Genomic DNA, 16531 nt, shown 5'->3' with positions numbered 1-16531 from the left:
CCCGTCGTAGCGGTGACGGCTGAGGCTGCTCCAGCGCGGCCCCAGTTCTGGCACACGAGCATGGTCGTCTTCCCGCTGGTTCTGGGGCCCGGCATCCTTCCTGTGATCACCGAGGCGGACGAGGCCGCCCGGGACCTTGGGGTCGCCGTCTTCTCCGCGCTCGCCCACGCCAAGGATCCGGGGCTGACTGCGATACTGGACGCGCTGGCGTCAGGAGTGGCGGACGACGCCGACAAGTCCGGGTCCGAGGGCAACGGTGAGACGGACGAGGGCGGGGACGTGGACCGTGTGGACTGGGCGGAGATCGTCGAAATCGGTCTGGGTGAGGGCCCGGGTCGTGACTACTGGAGGCATCTGATGGCCACTTACACCCCGAACTTTCCCGGCAGCAACACGATCGTCGAGGAGTCCTGGCGCGAAGGCCGCGCCAAGGGCCAGGCCGAGGGCAAAGCCGAGGACATTCTGCACATTCTCGAGGTGCGGGGCGTCGAGATCCCCGACTCCGTCCGGGAGCGGGTTGCGGAGTGCACCGATCTCGACGTGCTGGGCACCTGGCTCGACCGCTCTCTGAGCGCGGTGCGCGCCGAGGAGCTGTTCGTCGGGGAGTAGGGCCTGCGAAGGTGCGAAGGGCGCCCGGCGGACAGTCCGCCGGGCGCCCTTCGTCGTCGTACCGGTGTGGGTTACAGCTTTTCGATGACGTGGTCGACGCACTTGGTGAGCGCCTCGACGTCTGCCGGGTCGATCGCCGGGAACATCGCGACGCGCAGCTGGTTGCGGCCGAGCTTGCGGTACGGCTCGGTGTCGACGATGCCGTTGGCGCGCAGCACCTTGGCGACGGCGGCGGCGTCGATGTCGTCGGCGAAGTCGATGGTGCCGATGACCTGCGAGCGCTTGGCCGGGTCGGAGACGAACGGGGTGGCGTACTTGGACTCGTCGGCCCACGTGTACAGGCGGGACGAGGAGTCCTTGGTGCGGGCGGTGGTGAAGTCCAGGCCGCCCTGGCCGTTCATCCAGTCCAGCTGCTCGCCCAGCAGGAAGAGCGTCGCGAGCGCCGGGGTGTTGTACGTCTGGTTCTTGCGGGAGTTGTCGATCGCGGTCGGCAGCGAGAAGAACTCCGGGACGTGGCGGCCGGACGCGTGGACCCGCTCGGCGCGCTCGAGCGCGGCCGGGGAGAACACGCCGATCCACAGGCCGCCGTCGGAGGCGAAGGACTTCTGCGGCGCGAAGTAGTAGACGTCGGTCTCGGCGATGTCCACCGGCAGACCGCCCGCGCCGGACGTCGCGTCGACCAGCACGAGGGCGCCCTCGTCGGCACCGGCCACCCGCTTGATCGGCATGGCGACACCGGTCGAGGTCTCGTTGTGCGTGAGGCCGTACACGTCCACGCCGGCCTCGGCGCGCGCCTCGGGGTGGGTGCCCGGGTCGGAGGAGACCACGGTCGGCTCGGCCAGCCACGGGGCGAGCTTCGCGGCCTTGGCGAACTTGGAGGAGAACTCGCCGAAGCTCAGGTGCTGCGACTTGTTCTCGATCAGGCCGTGGGTCGCCACGTCCCAGAACGCGGTGGAGCCGCCGTTGCCGAGGATCACCTCGTAGCCGTCGGGGAGCCGGAACAGCTCGCGGATGCCCTCGCGGACCTTGCCGACCAGGTTCTTGACGGGCGCCTGGCGGTGGGAGGTGCCGAGCAGGGACGTACCGGTGGCGGCCAGGGCGTCCAGCGCCTCCACCCGCACCTTGGAGGGGCCCGCGCCGAATCGACCGTCCGCGGGCTTGATGTCAGCAGGAATCTGGATCTCAGCCACGAGCCGGAGGGTATCGCCTCGGCCAAACCGGGCGAAGACATGTCCGTCCGATGAGACGAGATCTCCGCCGTGCGGACCTGTACGGAGCCACGAGAGCCCATGCTGGAGGGCATGACCGATCTGGAGGCAGCACTGCGCAGGGCCGTCCGCGGCGAGGTCGGGTTCGACGCCACCTCCCGGGCGCTGACCACCATGGACGCCTCGAACTACCGGAGGGTCCCGCTCGGCGTGGTCGCGCCGAGGGACGCCGACGACGTGGCGGCCGTGCTGGAGGTGTGTCGGGAGCGCGGGGTGCCGGTCGTGGCGCGGGGCGGCGGGACGTCGATCGCCGGGCAGGCGACGGGCACGGGGGTGGTGCTGGACTTCACCCGGCACATGAACCGGCTGGTCGGACTCGATCCGGAGGGGCGTACGGCCGTCGTCCAGCCGGGGCTGGTTCTCGACCGCCTCCAGGACGCCGCCGCGCCGCACGGGCTGCGCTTCGGGCCCGACCCCTCCACCCACAGCCGCTGCACGCTCGGCGGCATGATCGGCAACAACTCCTGCGGCTCCCACTCGGTGGCCTGGGGCACGACGGCGGACAGTGTGCGCGAGCTGTCCGTGCTCACCGCGCGCGGTGAGCGGCTGCGGCTCGGGCGGGAGTGGGCCGGGGCGCCGGAGGGCCTGCGCGCGCTGGTGGACGGCGACCTGGCGCGTCTGCGCACCGGCTTTCCCGACCTCCCCCGCCGTATCTCCGGCTACGCGCTGGACGCCCTGCTCCCGGAGCGGGGCGCGGACGTGGCCCGGTCCTTCTGCGGCTCGGAGGGCACGCTCGGCGTGCTGACCGAGGCGGTCGTACGGCTGGTCGAGTCGCCCCGCGCGCGTGCGCTGGCGGTGCTGGGCTACGCCGACGAGGCCGCCGCGGCGGAGGCGGCGGCCGGGCTGCTGCCGCTCGGCCCGCTGACCGTGGAGGGCATGGCGGTGGACCTGGTGCCGTCCCCGCAGGGGCTGCCGCGGGGCGGTGCCTGGCTGTTCGTGGAGACGGGCGGCGACACCCCGGCGCAGGCACGCGCGCGTGCGGACGCGGTGGTCCGGGCGGCCGACGTGGTGGACGCGCTGGTGGTCACCGACCCGGCCGGGCAGCGGACGCTGTGGCGGGTCCGGGAGGACGCGAGCGGTACGGCGACGCGGATGCCGGACGGCTCGGAGGCGTGGCCGGGCTGGGAGGACTGCGCGGTGCCACCGGCCCGGCTGGGCGGTTACCTGCGGGACTTCAGGGCGCTGCTGACCGCCCACGGCCTGCGCGGCACGCCGTACGGGCACTTCGGCGACGGCTGCATCCACGTACGCATCGACTTCGACCTGCTGACGGCTGACGGGGTGGCGCGCTTCCGCCGCTTCTCGGAGGAGCTGGCGGACGTGGTCGTGGCGCACGGGGGTTCGCTGTCCGGGGAGCACGGGGACGGGCAGGCGCGGGCGGAGCTGCTGCCGAGGATGTACGGGGAGGAGACGGTGGCGCTCTTCGCGCGCGCGAAGGCCGTCTGGGACCCGGACGACCTCCTCAACCCCGGCATGCTGGTCCGCCCGGCGCCGCTCGACGCGAACCTCCGCTTCGCCGTCCTGCCGCGCGAGCCGGTGGACGTGGCGTTCGGGTATCCGTCCGACGGCGGGGACTTCTCGGCGGCGGTGCGCCGCTGCGTGGGGGTCGCCAAGTGCCGTACGACGTCGGTGTCCGGCCCGGCGGTGATGTGCCCGTCGTTCCGCGCGACGGGGGAGGAGGCGCACTCCACGCGCGGACGCGCCCGGCTCCTGCACGAGATGCTCGCCGGGGACGTGGTGACGGACGGCTGGCGCTCGCCGGAGGTGCGGGACGCCCTGGACCTGTGCCTGTCCTGCAAGGGCTGCCGCTCCGACTGCCCGGTCGGGGTCGACATGGCCACGTACAAGGCGGAGTTCCTGCACCACCACTACACGGGGCGCCGCCGCCCCGCCGCCCACTACACGATGGGGTGGCTGCCGGTGTGGCTGCGCTGGGCGGCACGGGCGCGGCTGGCGCCGGTCGTCAACGCGCTCGCGTCGGTGCGGCCGTTGGCCGCGGTGGCGAAGCGGCTCGGAGGGATCGCGGGGGAGCGGGAGGTGCCGCGGCTGGCGGGGGAGACGTTCAGCCGGTGGTGGCGGGGGCGGCGTCCGGCTGCCGGGCGGACCGGCGACCTGGTGGTCCTGTGGCCCGACACCTTCACCGAGCACCTCTCGCCGTCCGTGGGCCGCGCGGCCGTACGGGTGCTGGAGGCGGCGGGGCTGCGGGTGGTGCCGCCGCCGACGCTGCGGGGCCGTGCGGTGGTCGGGGACGGCACGTCGCGGTCGGCCCTCGCCCTGCTGACGGCCCGCCGGGGACGGGTCTGCTGCGGCCTGACGTACGTGTCGACGGGCCAACTGGACCGGGCCCGCGCGGTGATGCGCCGCACGCTCGACCTGATGGCCCCGGTGCTGGAGACGTCCGCGCCGGTCGTCGTCCTGGAGCCGAGCTGCGCCGCCGCCCTGCGCACGGACCTGCCCGAGCTGCTGCACGACGACCCGCGCGCGGCCCGGCTGGCCTCGCGCGTCCTGACCTTCGCGGAGGCCCTGGAACGCCACGCCCCCGACTGGACCCCGCCCGCCGTGAACCGTCCGGTCACCGGCCAGACCCACTGCCACCAGCACGCGGTCCTGGGCGACGCGGCCGACCGGCGGCTGCGCGAGTCGGCGGGCCTGACCGGCGAGCTGAGCGGCGGCTGCTGCGGTCTCGCGGGCAACTTCGGCTTCGAGGCCGGTCACTACGAGGTGTCGGCCGCGTGCGCGCAGGACCGGCTGCTCCCGGCGGTGCGCGAGGCGCCGGACGGCGCGGTGGTCCTGGCGGACGGATACTCCTGCCGGACCCAGCTGGAGCAGCTGGCGGGGGTGCGGGGGCGGCATCTCGCGGAAGTGCTGGCGGAAGGGCTGGAGTGAGGGGGCCTCTACGGCTGGTGGAAAGCGGCCTCCGGGAGGGGGGACGGACGGCACTGCTCGACGCGTCAGCACCGGGCGGTACTTGGGCGTACGCCCGGAGAGTGACCCCGGGGGCCGGGATGCCACCGCGGGATCGGCCCCCGGCCGGTCGTCCGCGACACGCACGCGGTGATCACGCCCGCAGCCCGTCCACCGCCGCGTCAATGGCGGCCAGCGCCGCGCTCTGGTCGAGACCCGCCCTCGACACGAGCGACAGGCCCTGGACGATGTAGAGCAGGAGCTGCGCCTGGGCTTCGGGGGTCGAGGCGGCCGTGACCTCGCCGGTGGCCTGGGCGCGGCGCAGGGCGTCGGTGACGATCTCGGTGAACCGACGGTAGGACCGGGTCACGACCTGCGTGGCCTCGGGGTCCTGGGGGACGAGTTCGGCGGTGGTGTTGCCGACCAGGCAGCCCTGCGGCACACCCGCGTCGGAGATCAGTTCGTCCAGACGCGTCGGGTGGGTCAGGATCTCGCGCAGGGCCGGCAGCAGCGGGGCGGTGTCGAGCGCGGCGGTCAGGTGCCGCTCGTACACCTCCCAGTAGAGCCTGACGGCCTCCAGGTAGAAGCGGCGCTTGTCCCCGAAGGCTCCGTAGAGGCTGCCGCGCTCGACGGCCAGGGCGTCGACCAGGTCCTGGACCGAGGTCGCCCCGTATCCCCGGGTCCAGAACAGTTCGAGTGCGCGCGCCAGCGTCTGTTCCTTGTCGAACTCGCGGGGGCGTCCGGTTCGTGCCACGCGACCAAGACTACGACTTCTTGACTGGACGTTCAAGAAGTCGTAGCTTCCGTTGCAGGACTTCTTGAACGCATGCATAGAAGTCGCTCGGTCACCGAGCGGCATGAAGGGCGCAGCAATGGAATTCGCAGGCAAGACGGCACTCGTCACCGGGTCCGGCGCGATCGGCGGGCTGGGACACGCGACGGCCGGGGTGCTGGCCGCGGGCGGGGCCGACCTGATCCTCACCGGCCGCGACGCCGAGCGCGGTGCGCAGGTGGTGGCCGACCTCCGCGCGGCCGGCGGCGGCACCCCCGCCGCGGCGGTGCGGTTCGTCGCCGCCGATCTGTCCGATCCGGCGGCCGTGCGGCGGCTGGCCGACGACGTGGGCACCGTCGACATCCTGATCAACAACGCGAGTGTGATGACGTTCGCCCCGACCCCCGGGCAGGACCTCGCGGACTACGACGCCGCCTTCGCCGTCAACGTGCGCGCGCCGTTCCTGCTCACCGCGCTGTTCGCGCCGCGGATGGCCGCGGGCGGCAGCATCGTCAACATCAGCTCCACCGCGGCCGGCCTCGGCATGCCGGGCATGGCCGTCTACGGTGCCACCAAGTCGGCGCTCGAATCACTGACCCGCACCTGGGCGGCGGAGTTCGCCGAGGCGAAGGTACGGGTCAACGCCGTGGTCCCGGGACCGATGCGCACGTCCAAGGTGGTCGCCGCGATGGGCCCGGACCTGGGCGGCATGGGCCTGACCACCGCCCTCAAGCGCACCTCGGACCCCGCCGAGGTCGCTCAGGTGGTCGCCTTCCTCGCCAGTGACCGCGCCGGGTACGTCACCGGCGCGACCGTGGCCGCCGACGGCGGCCGGACCGCGATCTGAGGAGACCGGAACCATGAACCGTCTCGCGGGCAAACACGCTCTGATCACTGGAGGGACCAGCGGCATCGGCCTGGAAACGGCCCGCCAGTTCCTCGCCGAAGGCGCGACCGTCGCCATCACCGGCCGCTCCCGGGAAAGGCTGGAGGAGGCGGCCCGGCAACTGGAGGGCCCGCTGGTGACCATCGCCAGCGACGCCGGCGACGTACCCGCCCAAGCGGACCTCGCGGCACGGCTGCGGGAGCAGTGGCCCAAGCTCGACATCCTGATGAGCAACGCCGCCGACGTCACCCACCTGCCGCTCGACGCATGGACCGAGGAGGCGTTCGACAGGCTCGTCGCGACCAACCTCAAGGCGCCGTTTTTCCTGATCAGAGACCTGCTGCCGCTCTTCTCTCCGCAGTCCTCGATCATCCTCGTCGGTTCGGTCTCCGCCTACATAGGCCACGAGAACGCGACCGTCTACGGCGCCGCCAAGGCCGGACTGCTCTCCTACGCACGCGGTCTGACCTACGAGCTGAGGGACCGGGGCATCCGCGTCAACGGGCTGAGCCCGGGGCCGACCGTCACCAACGCGTTCGCCCCTCTCGGCCCCGAACGCCAGGCCGCCCTCTATGAGGAACTCCGGCAGACCGTGCCCCTCCATCGACTGGGAACCGCCACGGAACTGGCCAAGGCCGCCGTGTACCTCGCCTCCGACGAGTCCGCCTACACCGCGGGTACGGTACTGCGCGTCGACGGAGGCATCGGGGAACTGGCGTACTAGCGGCGTGCGTCGGGAGGTCGCGGCGGCGGGGTCCCGGACGTGTCCGTCCGCGCGTCGGCCCGGCCGAGGCGCCGGAACCGCGTGCGGCGGCCGACGCGTGATCGTTCGTATGGACGGTTCGGGTGACCGGGTGGAGGCGGCGGCGCGGCGGCGGAACGGCGGGCGGCCGTGGGCGATCGGGGGCGGCGCGGCCGTCGTCGCGTTGGCGGCCGCCGCGGGGATGCTGATCGCCGACGACGGACCGGCCGGCATCGCCGCGCCGTACGGGTGCGGGACCGCCGGAGCTCGCAGCGCCGCGGCCTCCGCACCCGCCTCCGACCGGTCCGCGCCCGAGGGCGCCGCCGACTTCGACGGGGACGGGCACCCCGATCTGGCCCTCGGCTCGATGGGCAGCGTGGCGGACGGGGCCGGCGGGGGGAGCGTCGAGGTCCTGTACGGAGCGGGGGCGGGGACGCGGATCGCCCGTTGCCAGTACCTGACGCAGGACGACCCCGGGATACCGGGCGGCAACCGGGACGAGGCGTTCTTCGGGTCCGACGTCGTGGCCCGCGACTTCGACGGGGACGGGTACACCGACCTCGCCGCCTCCGTCTTCGACTGGAAGCCGAGCGTGATCCTCCTGTGGGGGTCCGAGGACGGGCTCTCCCGGGCGGCCCGGGTGCCGGGGACGGATGGCAGCCACGTCGCCTGGGGCACCGACCCGATCCTGGACGAGCAGCTCGTCGCCGGTGACTTCGACGGGGACGGGCACTCCGACCTGGTCTTCGGGCTCGGCTCCGGCAAGGGGCTGCTCAAGGGGCCCTTCGGGCGGGACGGCGCCCCCGCCGGGACGGGCCGCGTCCCCGCTCCGCACCGGCCCGCCCCGGACATCGCGGCCGCCAACTACGACGACCTCCTCGCCGGGGACCTCGACGGCGACGGCGTCGACGACCTGGTGAGCTTCCACGACGCCGACACCGGACCCGAGGTGCCCTGGCGGGCGAGGACCCAGCCGGTGAGTTACCTGCGCGGCGGCCGGGACGGCTTCACCCAGCCCGAGGGCATCCGGCTCCCCGACGCGGGCGAGGGGGCGATCGGCGACGTGGACGGGGACGGCACCGACGACCTGGTCCTCAGTCCCCGGGGCGGCGACGCGAGCCGCAGCGCGGTGACGGTGGCGTACGGGTCGAAGGCCGGGCCGGGGGAGAGGACGACGACCGTCGACCGGGACACCCCGGGCGTACCCGGCGAGGAACCCCAGGACGAGGACGCCGTCTTCACCGGCCTGGACACGGGCGACGTCAACGGCGACGGATACGCCGACGTGGTCGCCGGGGCTCCCCGGTGGGACGTGTACGGGCAGCCCGGGCCGGAGCAGGTGCTGTACCTGGCGGGCGGGCCAAACGGGCTCAGCGGGGCGGGGGCCCGGCTGTTCGACGGGGACGACCTGGGCGCCGCCCCGGGCGGGGACGCCGACTTCGGCAGCGCCGTGGGCCTCACCGACCTCGACGGCGACGCCCACGCCGACCTCGTGGTGACCGCGCCGGGCAGCGACACCGTCGACGGCGTCGTCCGCCTGCTGCCCGGCACCGTCGAAGGACCGTCCACCGCGGGCGTCACCCGGCTGTCCGGGGACGTCTTCGACGACACCGAGGGGCTGGGCCTGCTGATGGGCGGAGGGGAACTCGCCCACTAGGCGACCTGCCCCTTGCGGTCTCTTCCCGTCTCTTCCCGTCTCTTCGGGTCTCTTCGGGTCTCGTCCGGTCTCTTCCGCTTCCGGGCCTTTTCCGGAAGCCCCGCCATCTAGGACGTGGTCTGACCTAGACGGTCCCTAGCGTGGTCCTCGTACCGACGGAGCAGGAACACCGGAAGGCGGAGACCATGACCACCAGTGAGTCCACCACCAGCGAGCCCACCCCCCGCGACCTGACCGAGGCCCCGGCTCTCACCGGCGAGCGCGCCGACCTGCTGGAGACGCTGACCAAGCACCGGCACTTCCTGCGCTTCACCACCCGTGACCTCACCGACGAGCAGGCCGGGCTGCGGACCACCGCCAGTGAGCTGTGCCTGGGCGGCCTGATCAAGCACATGACCTCGGGCGAGCGGAGCTGGGGCGACTTCATCCTGAACGGCCCGTCGGCGATGCCGGACTTCACGGCCATGACCGAGGCCGACTGGACCCGGCGGGCGGACGAGTTCAAGATGCTGCCCGGCGAGACGCTGGCCGGTGTGCTGGATGACTACGCCGAGGTGGCCCGGCGGACCGATGAACTGATCGCCACGCTGCCCGACCTGGGGGCCACGCAGCCGCTGCCGAAGGCGCCGTGGTTCGAGGCGGACGCCGCGTGGTCGGCACGCCGGGTGCTGATGCACATCATCGCCGAGACCGCCCAGCACGCCGGCCACGCCGACATCATCCGGGAGTCCCTGGACGGCGCCAAGAGCATGGGGTGACCGGCGGCGGTCCGGCCGAGCGGGAACCGGCGGGCGCGGCGGGGTGCTCACCCGTAGAGCGAGCGGGCCCCCGGGCTGCCGTCCTCGAAGCGCTGGCCCATGGCGATCTCCTCGCCGACCACCGACCAGACCGTCTCCTCGTCCTCCTCGTCCCGGAAGGGGAGCGGGTCGACGCGGCTCGTCTCCCGGCGGATGCGCTCGACCTCGCGGTCGAGCCGCTCGAATCCGGCTTCCTCGTCGTCGTCGCCGTCGAAGGTGAACTCCGCCAGCAGGCGCTGGAACCGGGCGGCGACCCGGACGAGGGAGGAGACGTCCGTGTGCAGTTCCCGCACGGTCTCCTCGTCGGCGTCGAAGGCGTACACCTTGCCGGAGCCCGGGTCGAGGGCGAGGTGGGCGTTGAGGAGCCAGCCGAAGGCGGGCCAGTCGCCCGCGTCCGGCGGGGCGTCGTCGAAGTCCCCGGGGTCGACGACGGACCCGACCGCGGGCAGCCGTCCGGTGTCCTCGTCGGGCTCACGCAGCCGGAGCGTCCCGGTGGGGACGCCGACGGTCCGCAGGAGGCGGGCGCCCTCGGTGTCCGCGGCGACGGGCGGGAAGGCGGCGGCGGGCAGGGTCGCGAGCCGGGACTCGCCGAAGACGTCGACGAGTTCGCCGCGGGTGACGTCGAAAAGCACTGCCGGGACTCCCCACTCGGCCGGGACACGGGCGCCGTGCGCGCCGGCCGGATCACTTCACGGTCGTTGTGACTTCGTTTCCGCAACCGCTGCTCAGGGCGCCGTTTCGCCCCGCACCAGCGGGCGGCACACCGGCTGGACGTCCTCGGGGAGTTCGTCCGGGCGGCACCAGCGGGCCTCCAGGATCTCGAACGGGTCCAGGCGCAGTTCGCCGCCGACCAGCCGGGCCTCGTAGGCCACCTCCAGGCGGGTGCGCAGGCCGCTGTTCAGCATGACCAGCCGGCCCACCTCCACGTCGAGGCCGGTCTCCTCCCTCACCTCGCGGACGACGGTCTGCCGGAAGTCCTCGCCCCGGTGCGCGAAGCCGCTCGGCAGGCCCCACTGGCGGCCCGGCGCCCACATCCGGTGCTTCAGCATCAGGACCCGCCCCTCGTCGTCCCGGACGACGCCGGTCACGCCGACCACGAACTTGGCGTTCAGCAGCCACATCAGGCGGCTCTGGACGGGGCGCAGCAGGCGCCAGAGGCGGGGCAGGAGTCGTCTCACCCGGTGGACGGTACCCGTTCGGCGTACGGCCGGGAGCGGGCGGTCCCGGCTCGGCCGGCGGACGGGCGTTGACAGCGGTACGCCCCGGCCCTGACAGTTGCGTAGACGTGCTACATGCCTGACAGCGTCCATTATGCTGAACTGTGCAGTGCAGCGTGTTGAACGACGCCCATCCGTACACCGTTCCGGAGCCCCCGTGAGTACCCCCAGCGCCACCCCCGGCACCCCGCCCCCGGCCGCCGCGCCCGCCGTCGGCCACGCGTCCGTGCCGGACGGTGCGCCGGGCGGGCGGTCCGGTTCCCTCGGCCCGGTCGGCCTGGTCCTCGCCGGTGGCATCTCCGTGCAGTTCGGTGCCGCGCTGGCGGTGAGCCTGATGCCGCGGGCCGGGGCGCTCGGCGTGGTGACCCTGCGGCTGGCCGTGGCCGCCGTCGTCATGCTCCTGGTGTGCCGGCCCCGGCTGCGCGGCCACTCCCGGGCCGACTGGGGCACGGTCGTCGTCTTCGGCATCGCCATGGCGGGGATGAACGGCCTCTTCTACCAGGCCGTCGACCGCATCCCGCTCGGCCCCGCCGTCACCCTGGAGGTGCTCGGCCCGCTCGCCCTGTCCGTGGTCGCCTCCCGCCGCGCGGTCAACCTGGTCTGGGCCGCGCTCGCCCTGGCCGGCGTCTTCCTGCTGGGCGGCGGCGGCTTCGACGGCCTCGACCCGGCCGGTGCCGCCTTCGCGCTGGCGGCGGGCGCCATGTGGGCGGCGTACATCGTCTTCAGCGCCCGCACCGGACGCCGCTTCCCGCAGGCCGACGGACTGGCCCTGGCGATGGCGGTCGGGGCGCTGCTGTTCCTGCCGCTGGGGATCGTCGAGTCGGGGGCGAAGCTGATCGACCCGCTGACGCTCGCCCTGGGCGCCGGGGTCGCCCTGCTCTCCTCCGTCCTGCCCTACACCCTCGAACTGCTCGCCCTGCGCCGCCTGCCCGCGCCGACCTTCGCCGTCCTGATGAGCCTGGAGCCCGCCATCGCCGCGGCGGCCGGTTTCCTCATCCTCGACCAGGCCCTGACCGCCACCCAGTCCGCCGCCATCGCGCTGGTCGTCGCGGCGAGCATGGGCGCGGTACGAACCCAGGTGGGGCGCCGGTCCGAGGGACGCCGGGCCAAGGAGCGCCGGGCCGAGACACTGCCCGACGGCCCCTAGCCCGGCGCCCCGAGGGACTCGGCCGCCCCGCCAGCGCATAGGCTGCGTACCTGGTCAGCTCATCGGGATCACGGGGAGGGAACCGATGAATCACACGGCCGAGGTCTTCCAGCCCTTGCAGGACGACGATCCGCGCACGGTGGCCGGTTACCGTCTCGCGGCCCGGCTCGGGGCAGGCGGCATGGGACGGGTCTACCTGTCGCACACCCGGGGCGGCCGGCCCGTGGCCATCAAGGTCGTACGGTCGGAACTGGCCGACGATCCGGCCTTCCGGCGGCGTTTCGGCCGGGAGATCAAGGCGGCCCGCAGGGTGAAGGGCGCGTACACCGCCGAACTGATCGACGCCGACCCGGACGCCGCCCCGCCCTGGCTGGCCACGCTGTACGTGCCCGGGCCCTCCTTGTCGGGCGCCGTCGCCCGGAGCGGGCCGCTGCCGGTGCCCGCGGTGCTGTGGCTGATGGCGGGGGTCGCCGAGGCGCTGCAAGCCATCCACGGCGCGGGGATCGTGCACCGGGACCTCAAGCCGGCGAACGTCCTGCTGGCCGCCGACGGGCCGCGGGTCATCGACTTCGGCATCTCGCTCGCCGCCGACGGCACCGCGCACACCGCCACGGGCGCGACCATCGGCACGCCCCAGTACATGGCCCCCGAGCAGGCTTCCGCGGGCGCCATCACGGCGGCCACCGACGTCTTCTCGCTCGGGCAGACGGCCGCTTTCGCGGCACTGGGCAGGCCGCTGTACGGCGACGGCCCGGCCGCCACCGTGCTGTACCGGATCGTCCACTCGGAGCCCGACCTGTCCGGGCTGCCCGAACGCCTGCGCGGCCTGCTCGGCCGGTGCCTGGCCGCCGACCCGGAGGAACGGGCCACCCCGGCGGAGATCGTCGAGTTCTGCCGCCGGGAGCTCGGCCGGGACGGCGCGGAGGAGGCCGGTCCGGCCGTGTGGCGGGAGATCGCCGGGCCGCCGGTGCCGGTTCCGCCGCCGGCCGCGGCCACCGGACCGGCGACCGCCCCGGCTCCGGCCGCGGTCCCGGGCCCGACCGCGGCGCACACGGCGCCGTGGACCGCCCCGCAGCCGGCGGCCGTACCCCGGGGAGCCGTCCCGGCGCCCTGGCCCGGCGCCGCCGGGCCGTGGGGGCCGACCGTGCCACAGCGGCCCACCGGGCCGGAGGAGCGGAAGCGGCGACGGAGACGCGCCGTCCTGATATCGGCCTCCGCCGTCGTCGCGTGCGGCCTGTTGATCGCGGCGGGGACGGCGCTTCTGGACGCGGCGGGACGCGGCATCGACCGGGCCCGGGACGCGGTCGCGTCCGGCTCGGCGTCCGACGCGCCGTCTGGGTCCGGGTCCGGTACGCCTCGTCCGGTGGCGGAGGGGTCGGCCGCGGCGGCCGGGGAGGAGCCCGCGTCAGGGACCAGTGCGGGGGGTGACTCGTCGGCCGGACGGCCGGGCGGGGGGTCCGACGGCCCCACTGCACCGGCGGCGCACGCCTACTATGCCCCGATGCTGAGGGGCGACAACTCGCTGATCCTCCACAACGGCAAGGAGAGCAAGGACCGCAAGGGAGACATCCTCTTCGGCTGCGAGAGCGCGGGCTGCGAGCTGAAGAGTGACACCAGCGTGATGGTCGGGAACGTCCTCGGCCCCGGCGCCACCTACGAGACGTGCCGTCGGCTGACCTCCGACCCGGAGGCCTCCCACGAACTCCTGCTGGCCGACAAGGCGGCGGGAAGCGAGATCTGCGTCAAGCACCGCAACGGGGACATCGCGCTGCTGGTGATCCAGGTCAAGTCGACCGCCATGCCGGAGATCGGCTTCCTCACGTTCGACATGACGGTGTGGCCGGCCGCCGAATGATCGAGATCATCGTGATCATCGAGATGGTCTGAAGCCGTACCGACCAGGGCACTCCGGTGCCCGTCGCCTAAAATCATGCAAGCATGCTTGATTGTTAATCGCCGTCCTGCCATGCTCCTCCCCACACCGCGCCGCACATCGCCGTGCCCGAGGGGAGCGACCGTGTCCGACCCGACGCTCGTGATCGACGACCTGCGCGAGGAGAGCGAGGAACTCGACGCCCTGGTCGCCGGGTTGAGACCGGAGGGCTGGCGGCTGGCCACCCCGGCGCCCGGCTGGACGATCGCCCACCAGATCGCGCACCTGAACTGGACCGACCGGGCCGCCCTGGTAGCCGTCACCGACGAGGACGGGTTCGCGGGACTGGTCGAGCAGGCCCTCGCCGCGCCCGACCGGTACGTCGACGACGGCGCCGAGGCCGGGGCGCAGCAGGACCCCGCCGCGCTGCTGGCGGCCTGGCGGCAGGACCGTACCGCCCTCGACGAGGCACTGCGCGCCGCCGCCCCCGGTGCCCGCTTCCCCTGGTACGGCCCGCCCATGGCCACCGCGTCCATGGCCACCGCCCGCCTGATGGAGACCTGGGCCCACGGCCTCGACATCGCGGCAACCCTCGGCGTGTCCCGCCCGCCCACCGACCGCCTGCGCCACGTCGCCCGCATCGGCGTCCGCGCCCGGGACTTCGCCTACGCCGCGCACGGGCTCACCCCGCCCGCCGAGCCCTTCCGCGTCGAACTCACCGGCCCGGGCGGCGACCTGTGGACGTACGGCCCCGACGACGCCCCGCAGCGCGTCACCGGACCCGCGCTCGACTTCTGCCTCCTGGCCACCCAGCGCGCCCACCGCGCCGACCTCGCCCTCACTGCCGAGGGCCAGGACGCCGACCGCTGGCTGGACATCGCCCAGGCCTTCGCCGGACCGCCGGGAGCCGGACGCCCGCCCGGAGCCGGACGCCCGCCGGGAGCCGGGCGCCCGTCGCAGGGGGAGGCCCGGTGAGCGTGCTCCGCGTCGGCAACGCCTCCGGGTTCTACGGCGACCGCTTCTCCGCCATGCGCGAGATGCTCACCGGCGGCGAGCTGGACGTCCTCACCGGCGACTACCTCGCCGAGCTGACCATGCTCATCCTGGGCCGGGACCGGCTGAAGGACCCCGGCGCCGGATACGCCCGCACCTTCCTGCGGCAGCTGGAGGAGTGCCTCGGGCTCGCCCACGAGCGGGGCGTGCGGATCGTCGCCAACGCGGGCGGCCTCAACCCGGCCGGACTCGCCGACGCCGTACGGGCGCTGGCCGAGCGGCTCGGTGTCCCGGTGCGGGTCGCGCACGTCGAGGGCGACGACCTCACCGCCGCCCACCCGGGGGCGCTGGCCGCGCACGCCTACCTCGGCGGCTTCGGCATCGCGGAGTGCCTGCGGGCCGGCGCGGACGTGGTCGTCACGGGCCGCGTCACCGACGCCGCGCTGGTCACCGGGCCCGCCGTCGCGCACTTCGGCTGGGGGCCGACGGAGTACGACCGGCTCGCGGGCGCGGTCGTCGCCGGGCACCTGCTGGAGTGCGGGGCGCAGGCGACCGGCGGCAACTACGCCTTCTTCCAGGACGGCGACGTACGGCGGCCCGGCTTCCCGCTCGCCGAACTGCACGCCGACGGCACCTCGGTCATCACCAAGCACGACGGCACCGGCGGCTTCGTCGACGTCGGCACGGTCACCGCCCAGTTGCTGTACGAGACGGGCGGCGCCCGGTACGCCGGACCCGACGTCACCGCCCGGCTGGACACCGTACGGCTCGGCCAGGAGGGTCCCGACCGCGTCCGCGTCGAGGGCGTGCGCGGCGAGGCACCGCCGCCCACCCTCAAGGTCGGCCTCAACCGCCTCGGCGGCTTCCGCAACGAGGTCGTCTTCGTCCTCACCGGCCTCGACATCGAGGCCAAGGCCGAGCTGGTCCGGGCGCAGCTGGAACCCGCCCTCGGCAAGATCACCGACGTCCGCTGGGAGCTGGCCCGCACCGACCGGCCCGACGCCCCCACCGAGGAGACGGCCAGCGCCCTGCTGCGGCTGGTCGTCCGGGACGCCGACCAGCAGCTCGTCGGACGGGCGTTGAGCGGCGCCGCGATCGAACTGGCCCTGGCCGGCTACCCCGGGTTCCATGTGCTGGCGCCACCCGGGAAGGGCGCGCCCTACGGGGTCTTCGAGGATGTGTACGTCCCCCATGGGGCGGTCGACCATGTGGCCGTCCTCCATGACGGGCGGCGCGTCAGTGTGGCACCGGCTCCGACCACGACCCAGGACACCGTCGTACCCGCACCTGTGCCGGAACCACCCCTGCCGCGGCCACTCCCACCGGGCCCCGTCCGCCGCGCCCCCCTCGGCCTCGTCGCCGGTGCCCGCAGCGGCGACAAGGGCGGCAACGCCAACGTCGGCGTGTGGGCGCGGACCGACGACGCCTGGCGCTGGCTCGCCCACACGCTGACCGCCGACCGGTTCCGCGAGCTGATCCCCGAGGCCCGCGACCTGCCCGTCACCCGGCACCAACTGCCCCACCTGCGCGCCCTCAACTTCGTCGTCGAGGGCATCCTCGGCGAGGGAGTCGCCGCGCAGGCCCGCTTCGACCCGCAGGCCAAGGCGCTCGGCGAATGGCTGCGCGCCCGGCACCTGGACATCCCGGAGAGCCTGCTGTGACCGTC

At 74.1% G+C, this 16531-nt stretch carries 14 protein-coding genes; 10 read left to right on the top strand and 4 right to left on the bottom strand.

The annotated features are described in order from the left end of the window. Window positions 1-60 precede the first annotated feature (60 nt). Entirely contained in the window at window positions 61-609 is a 549-nt protein-coding gene (locus ACIRGB_RS15760) for a hypothetical protein (protein ID WP_403864221.1), read from the top strand. 71 nt (window positions 610-680) lie between these two features. On the opposite strand, the gene serC is transcribed toward ACIRGB_RS15760, so the two are convergent. Continuing rightward, window positions 681-1799: a phosphoserine transaminase gene (gene serC / locus ACIRGB_RS15755; protein ID WP_403864218.1), complete on the bottom strand. Its 1119-nt coding sequence runs from the start codon at window positions 1797-1799 to the stop codon at window positions 681-683. A gap of 111 nt (window positions 1800-1910) precedes the next feature. Here serC and ACIRGB_RS15750 point away from each other — a divergent pair, with 111 nt between their 5' ends. After that, window positions 1911-4763 carry an FAD-linked oxidase C-terminal domain-containing protein gene (locus tag ACIRGB_RS15750; protein WP_403864215.1) on the top strand — a complete coding sequence of 951 codons (2853 nt, stop codon included), beginning with the start codon at window positions 1911-1913 and terminating at the stop codon, window positions 4761-4763. A 172-nt stretch (window positions 4764-4935) separates the two neighbouring features. Here ACIRGB_RS15750 and ACIRGB_RS15745 read toward each other — a convergent pair whose 3' ends face one another. Beyond that, window positions 4936-5535 carry a TetR/AcrR family transcriptional regulator gene (locus ACIRGB_RS15745; protein ID WP_403864212.1) on the bottom strand — a complete coding sequence of 200 codons (600 nt, stop codon included), beginning with the start codon at window positions 5533-5535 and terminating at the stop codon, window positions 4936-4938. A gap of 118 nt (window positions 5536-5653) precedes the next feature. Here ACIRGB_RS15745 and ACIRGB_RS15740 point away from each other — a divergent pair, with 118 nt between their 5' ends. From ACIRGB_RS15740 to ACIRGB_RS15725, 4 genes are all read left to right on the top strand, one after another. Next, window positions 5654-6400, top strand: a complete 747-nt coding sequence (locus tag ACIRGB_RS15740; protein ID WP_403864209.1) for an SDR family NAD(P)-dependent oxidoreductase — start codon at window positions 5654-5656, stop codon at window positions 6398-6400. Window positions 6401-6413: 13 nt separating this feature from the next. Next, window positions 6414-7163, top strand: a complete 750-nt coding sequence (locus tag ACIRGB_RS15735) for an SDR family oxidoreductase (protein WP_403864206.1) — start codon at window positions 6414-6416, stop codon at window positions 7161-7163. A 109-nt stretch (window positions 7164-7272) separates the two neighbouring features. Next, the gene (locus tag ACIRGB_RS15730; RefSeq protein ID WP_403864203.1) at window positions 7273-8838 is read left to right on the top strand and encodes an FG-GAP-like repeat-containing protein; all 1566 of its coding nucleotides are present in this window, start codon (window positions 7273-7275) and stop codon (window positions 8836-8838) included. A gap of 185 nt (window positions 8839-9023) precedes the next feature. Beyond that, the gene (locus tag ACIRGB_RS15725; protein ID WP_403864200.1) at window positions 9024-9596 is read left to right on the top strand and encodes a DinB family protein; all 573 of its coding nucleotides are present in this window, start codon (window positions 9024-9026) and stop codon (window positions 9594-9596) included. Between the two features lie 47 nt (window positions 9597-9643). On the opposite strand, the gene ACIRGB_RS15720 is transcribed toward ACIRGB_RS15725, so the two are convergent. Together ACIRGB_RS15720 and ACIRGB_RS15715 are read right to left on the bottom strand one after the other, a co-directional pair. Beyond that, window positions 9644-10267 carry an SUKH-4 family immunity protein gene (locus tag ACIRGB_RS15720; protein WP_403864196.1) on the bottom strand — a complete coding sequence of 208 codons (624 nt, stop codon included), beginning with the start codon at window positions 10265-10267 and terminating at the stop codon, window positions 9644-9646. 93 nt (window positions 10268-10360) lie between these two features. Continuing rightward, a complete protein-coding gene (locus ACIRGB_RS15715; protein WP_403864193.1) occupies window positions 10361-10813 on the bottom strand; it encodes an NUDIX hydrolase in 453 nt (150 codons plus the stop codon). Between the two features lie 196 nt (window positions 10814-11009). On the opposite strand from ACIRGB_RS15715, the gene ACIRGB_RS15710 reads away from it, so the two are divergent. The 4 genes from ACIRGB_RS15710 to ACIRGB_RS15695 all read left to right on the top strand — a co-directional run bounded on the left by ACIRGB_RS15710 (window position 11010) and on the right by ACIRGB_RS15695 (window position 16526). Next, window positions 11010-11999 (top strand): EamA family transporter, encoded by a 990-nt coding sequence (locus tag ACIRGB_RS15710; protein WP_403864190.1) that lies wholly within the window; start codon window positions 11010-11012, stop codon window positions 11997-11999. A gap of 85 nt (window positions 12000-12084) precedes the next feature. Next, a complete protein-coding gene (locus tag ACIRGB_RS15705; protein ID WP_403864187.1) occupies window positions 12085-13854 on the top strand; it encodes a serine/threonine-protein kinase in 1770 nt (589 codons plus the stop codon). Between the two features lie 162 nt (window positions 13855-14016). Continuing rightward, a complete protein-coding gene (locus ACIRGB_RS15700) occupies window positions 14017-14847 on the top strand; it encodes a TIGR03084 family metal-binding protein (protein WP_403864184.1) in 831 nt (276 codons plus the stop codon). Continuing rightward, window positions 14844-16526, top strand: a complete 1683-nt coding sequence (locus tag ACIRGB_RS15695) for an acyclic terpene utilization AtuA family protein (protein WP_403864181.1) — start codon at window positions 14844-14846, stop codon at window positions 16524-16526. The genes ACIRGB_RS15700 and ACIRGB_RS15695 overlap by 4 nt, the downstream gene beginning before the upstream one ends. Window positions 16527-16531 lie beyond the last annotated feature (5 nt).

The sequence above is a fragment of the Streptomyces sp. NPDC102490 genome, assembly GCF_044765285.1.
Taxonomy (GTDB): Bacteria; Actinomycetota; Actinomycetes; order Streptomycetales; family Streptomycetaceae; genus Streptomyces.
This window is presented reverse-complemented; position numbering and strand designations above follow the sequence as displayed.

What these genes read in the sequence shown, in the direction of transcription:
- ACIRGB_RS15735 (WP_403864206.1), top strand. Translation starts at nt 6,414, where the DNA reads ATGAACCGTCTCGCGGGCAAACACGCTCTGATCACTGGAGGGACCAGC.
- ACIRGB_RS15750 (WP_403864215.1), top strand. Translation starts at nt 1,911, where the DNA reads ATGACCGATCTGGAGGCAGCACTGCGCAGGGCCGTCCGCGGCGAGGTC.
- ACIRGB_RS15705 (WP_403864187.1), top strand. Translation starts at nt 12,085, where the DNA reads ATGAATCACACGGCCGAGGTCTTCCAGCCCTTGCAGGACGACGATCCG.
- ACIRGB_RS15740 (WP_403864209.1), top strand. Translation starts at nt 5,654, where the DNA reads ATGGAATTCGCAGGCAAGACGGCACTCGTCACCGGGTCCGGCGCGATC.
- ACIRGB_RS15725 (WP_403864200.1), top strand. Translation starts at nt 9,024, where the DNA reads ATGACCACCAGTGAGTCCACCACCAGCGAGCCCACCCCCCGCGACCTG.
- ACIRGB_RS15760 (WP_403864221.1), top strand. Translation starts at nt 61, where the DNA reads ATGGTCGTCTTCCCGCTGGTTCTGGGGCCCGGCATCCTTCCTGTGATC.
- ACIRGB_RS15730 (WP_403864203.1), top strand. Translation starts at nt 7,273, where the DNA reads ATGGACGGTTCGGGTGACCGGGTGGAGGCGGCGGCGCGGCGGCGGAAC.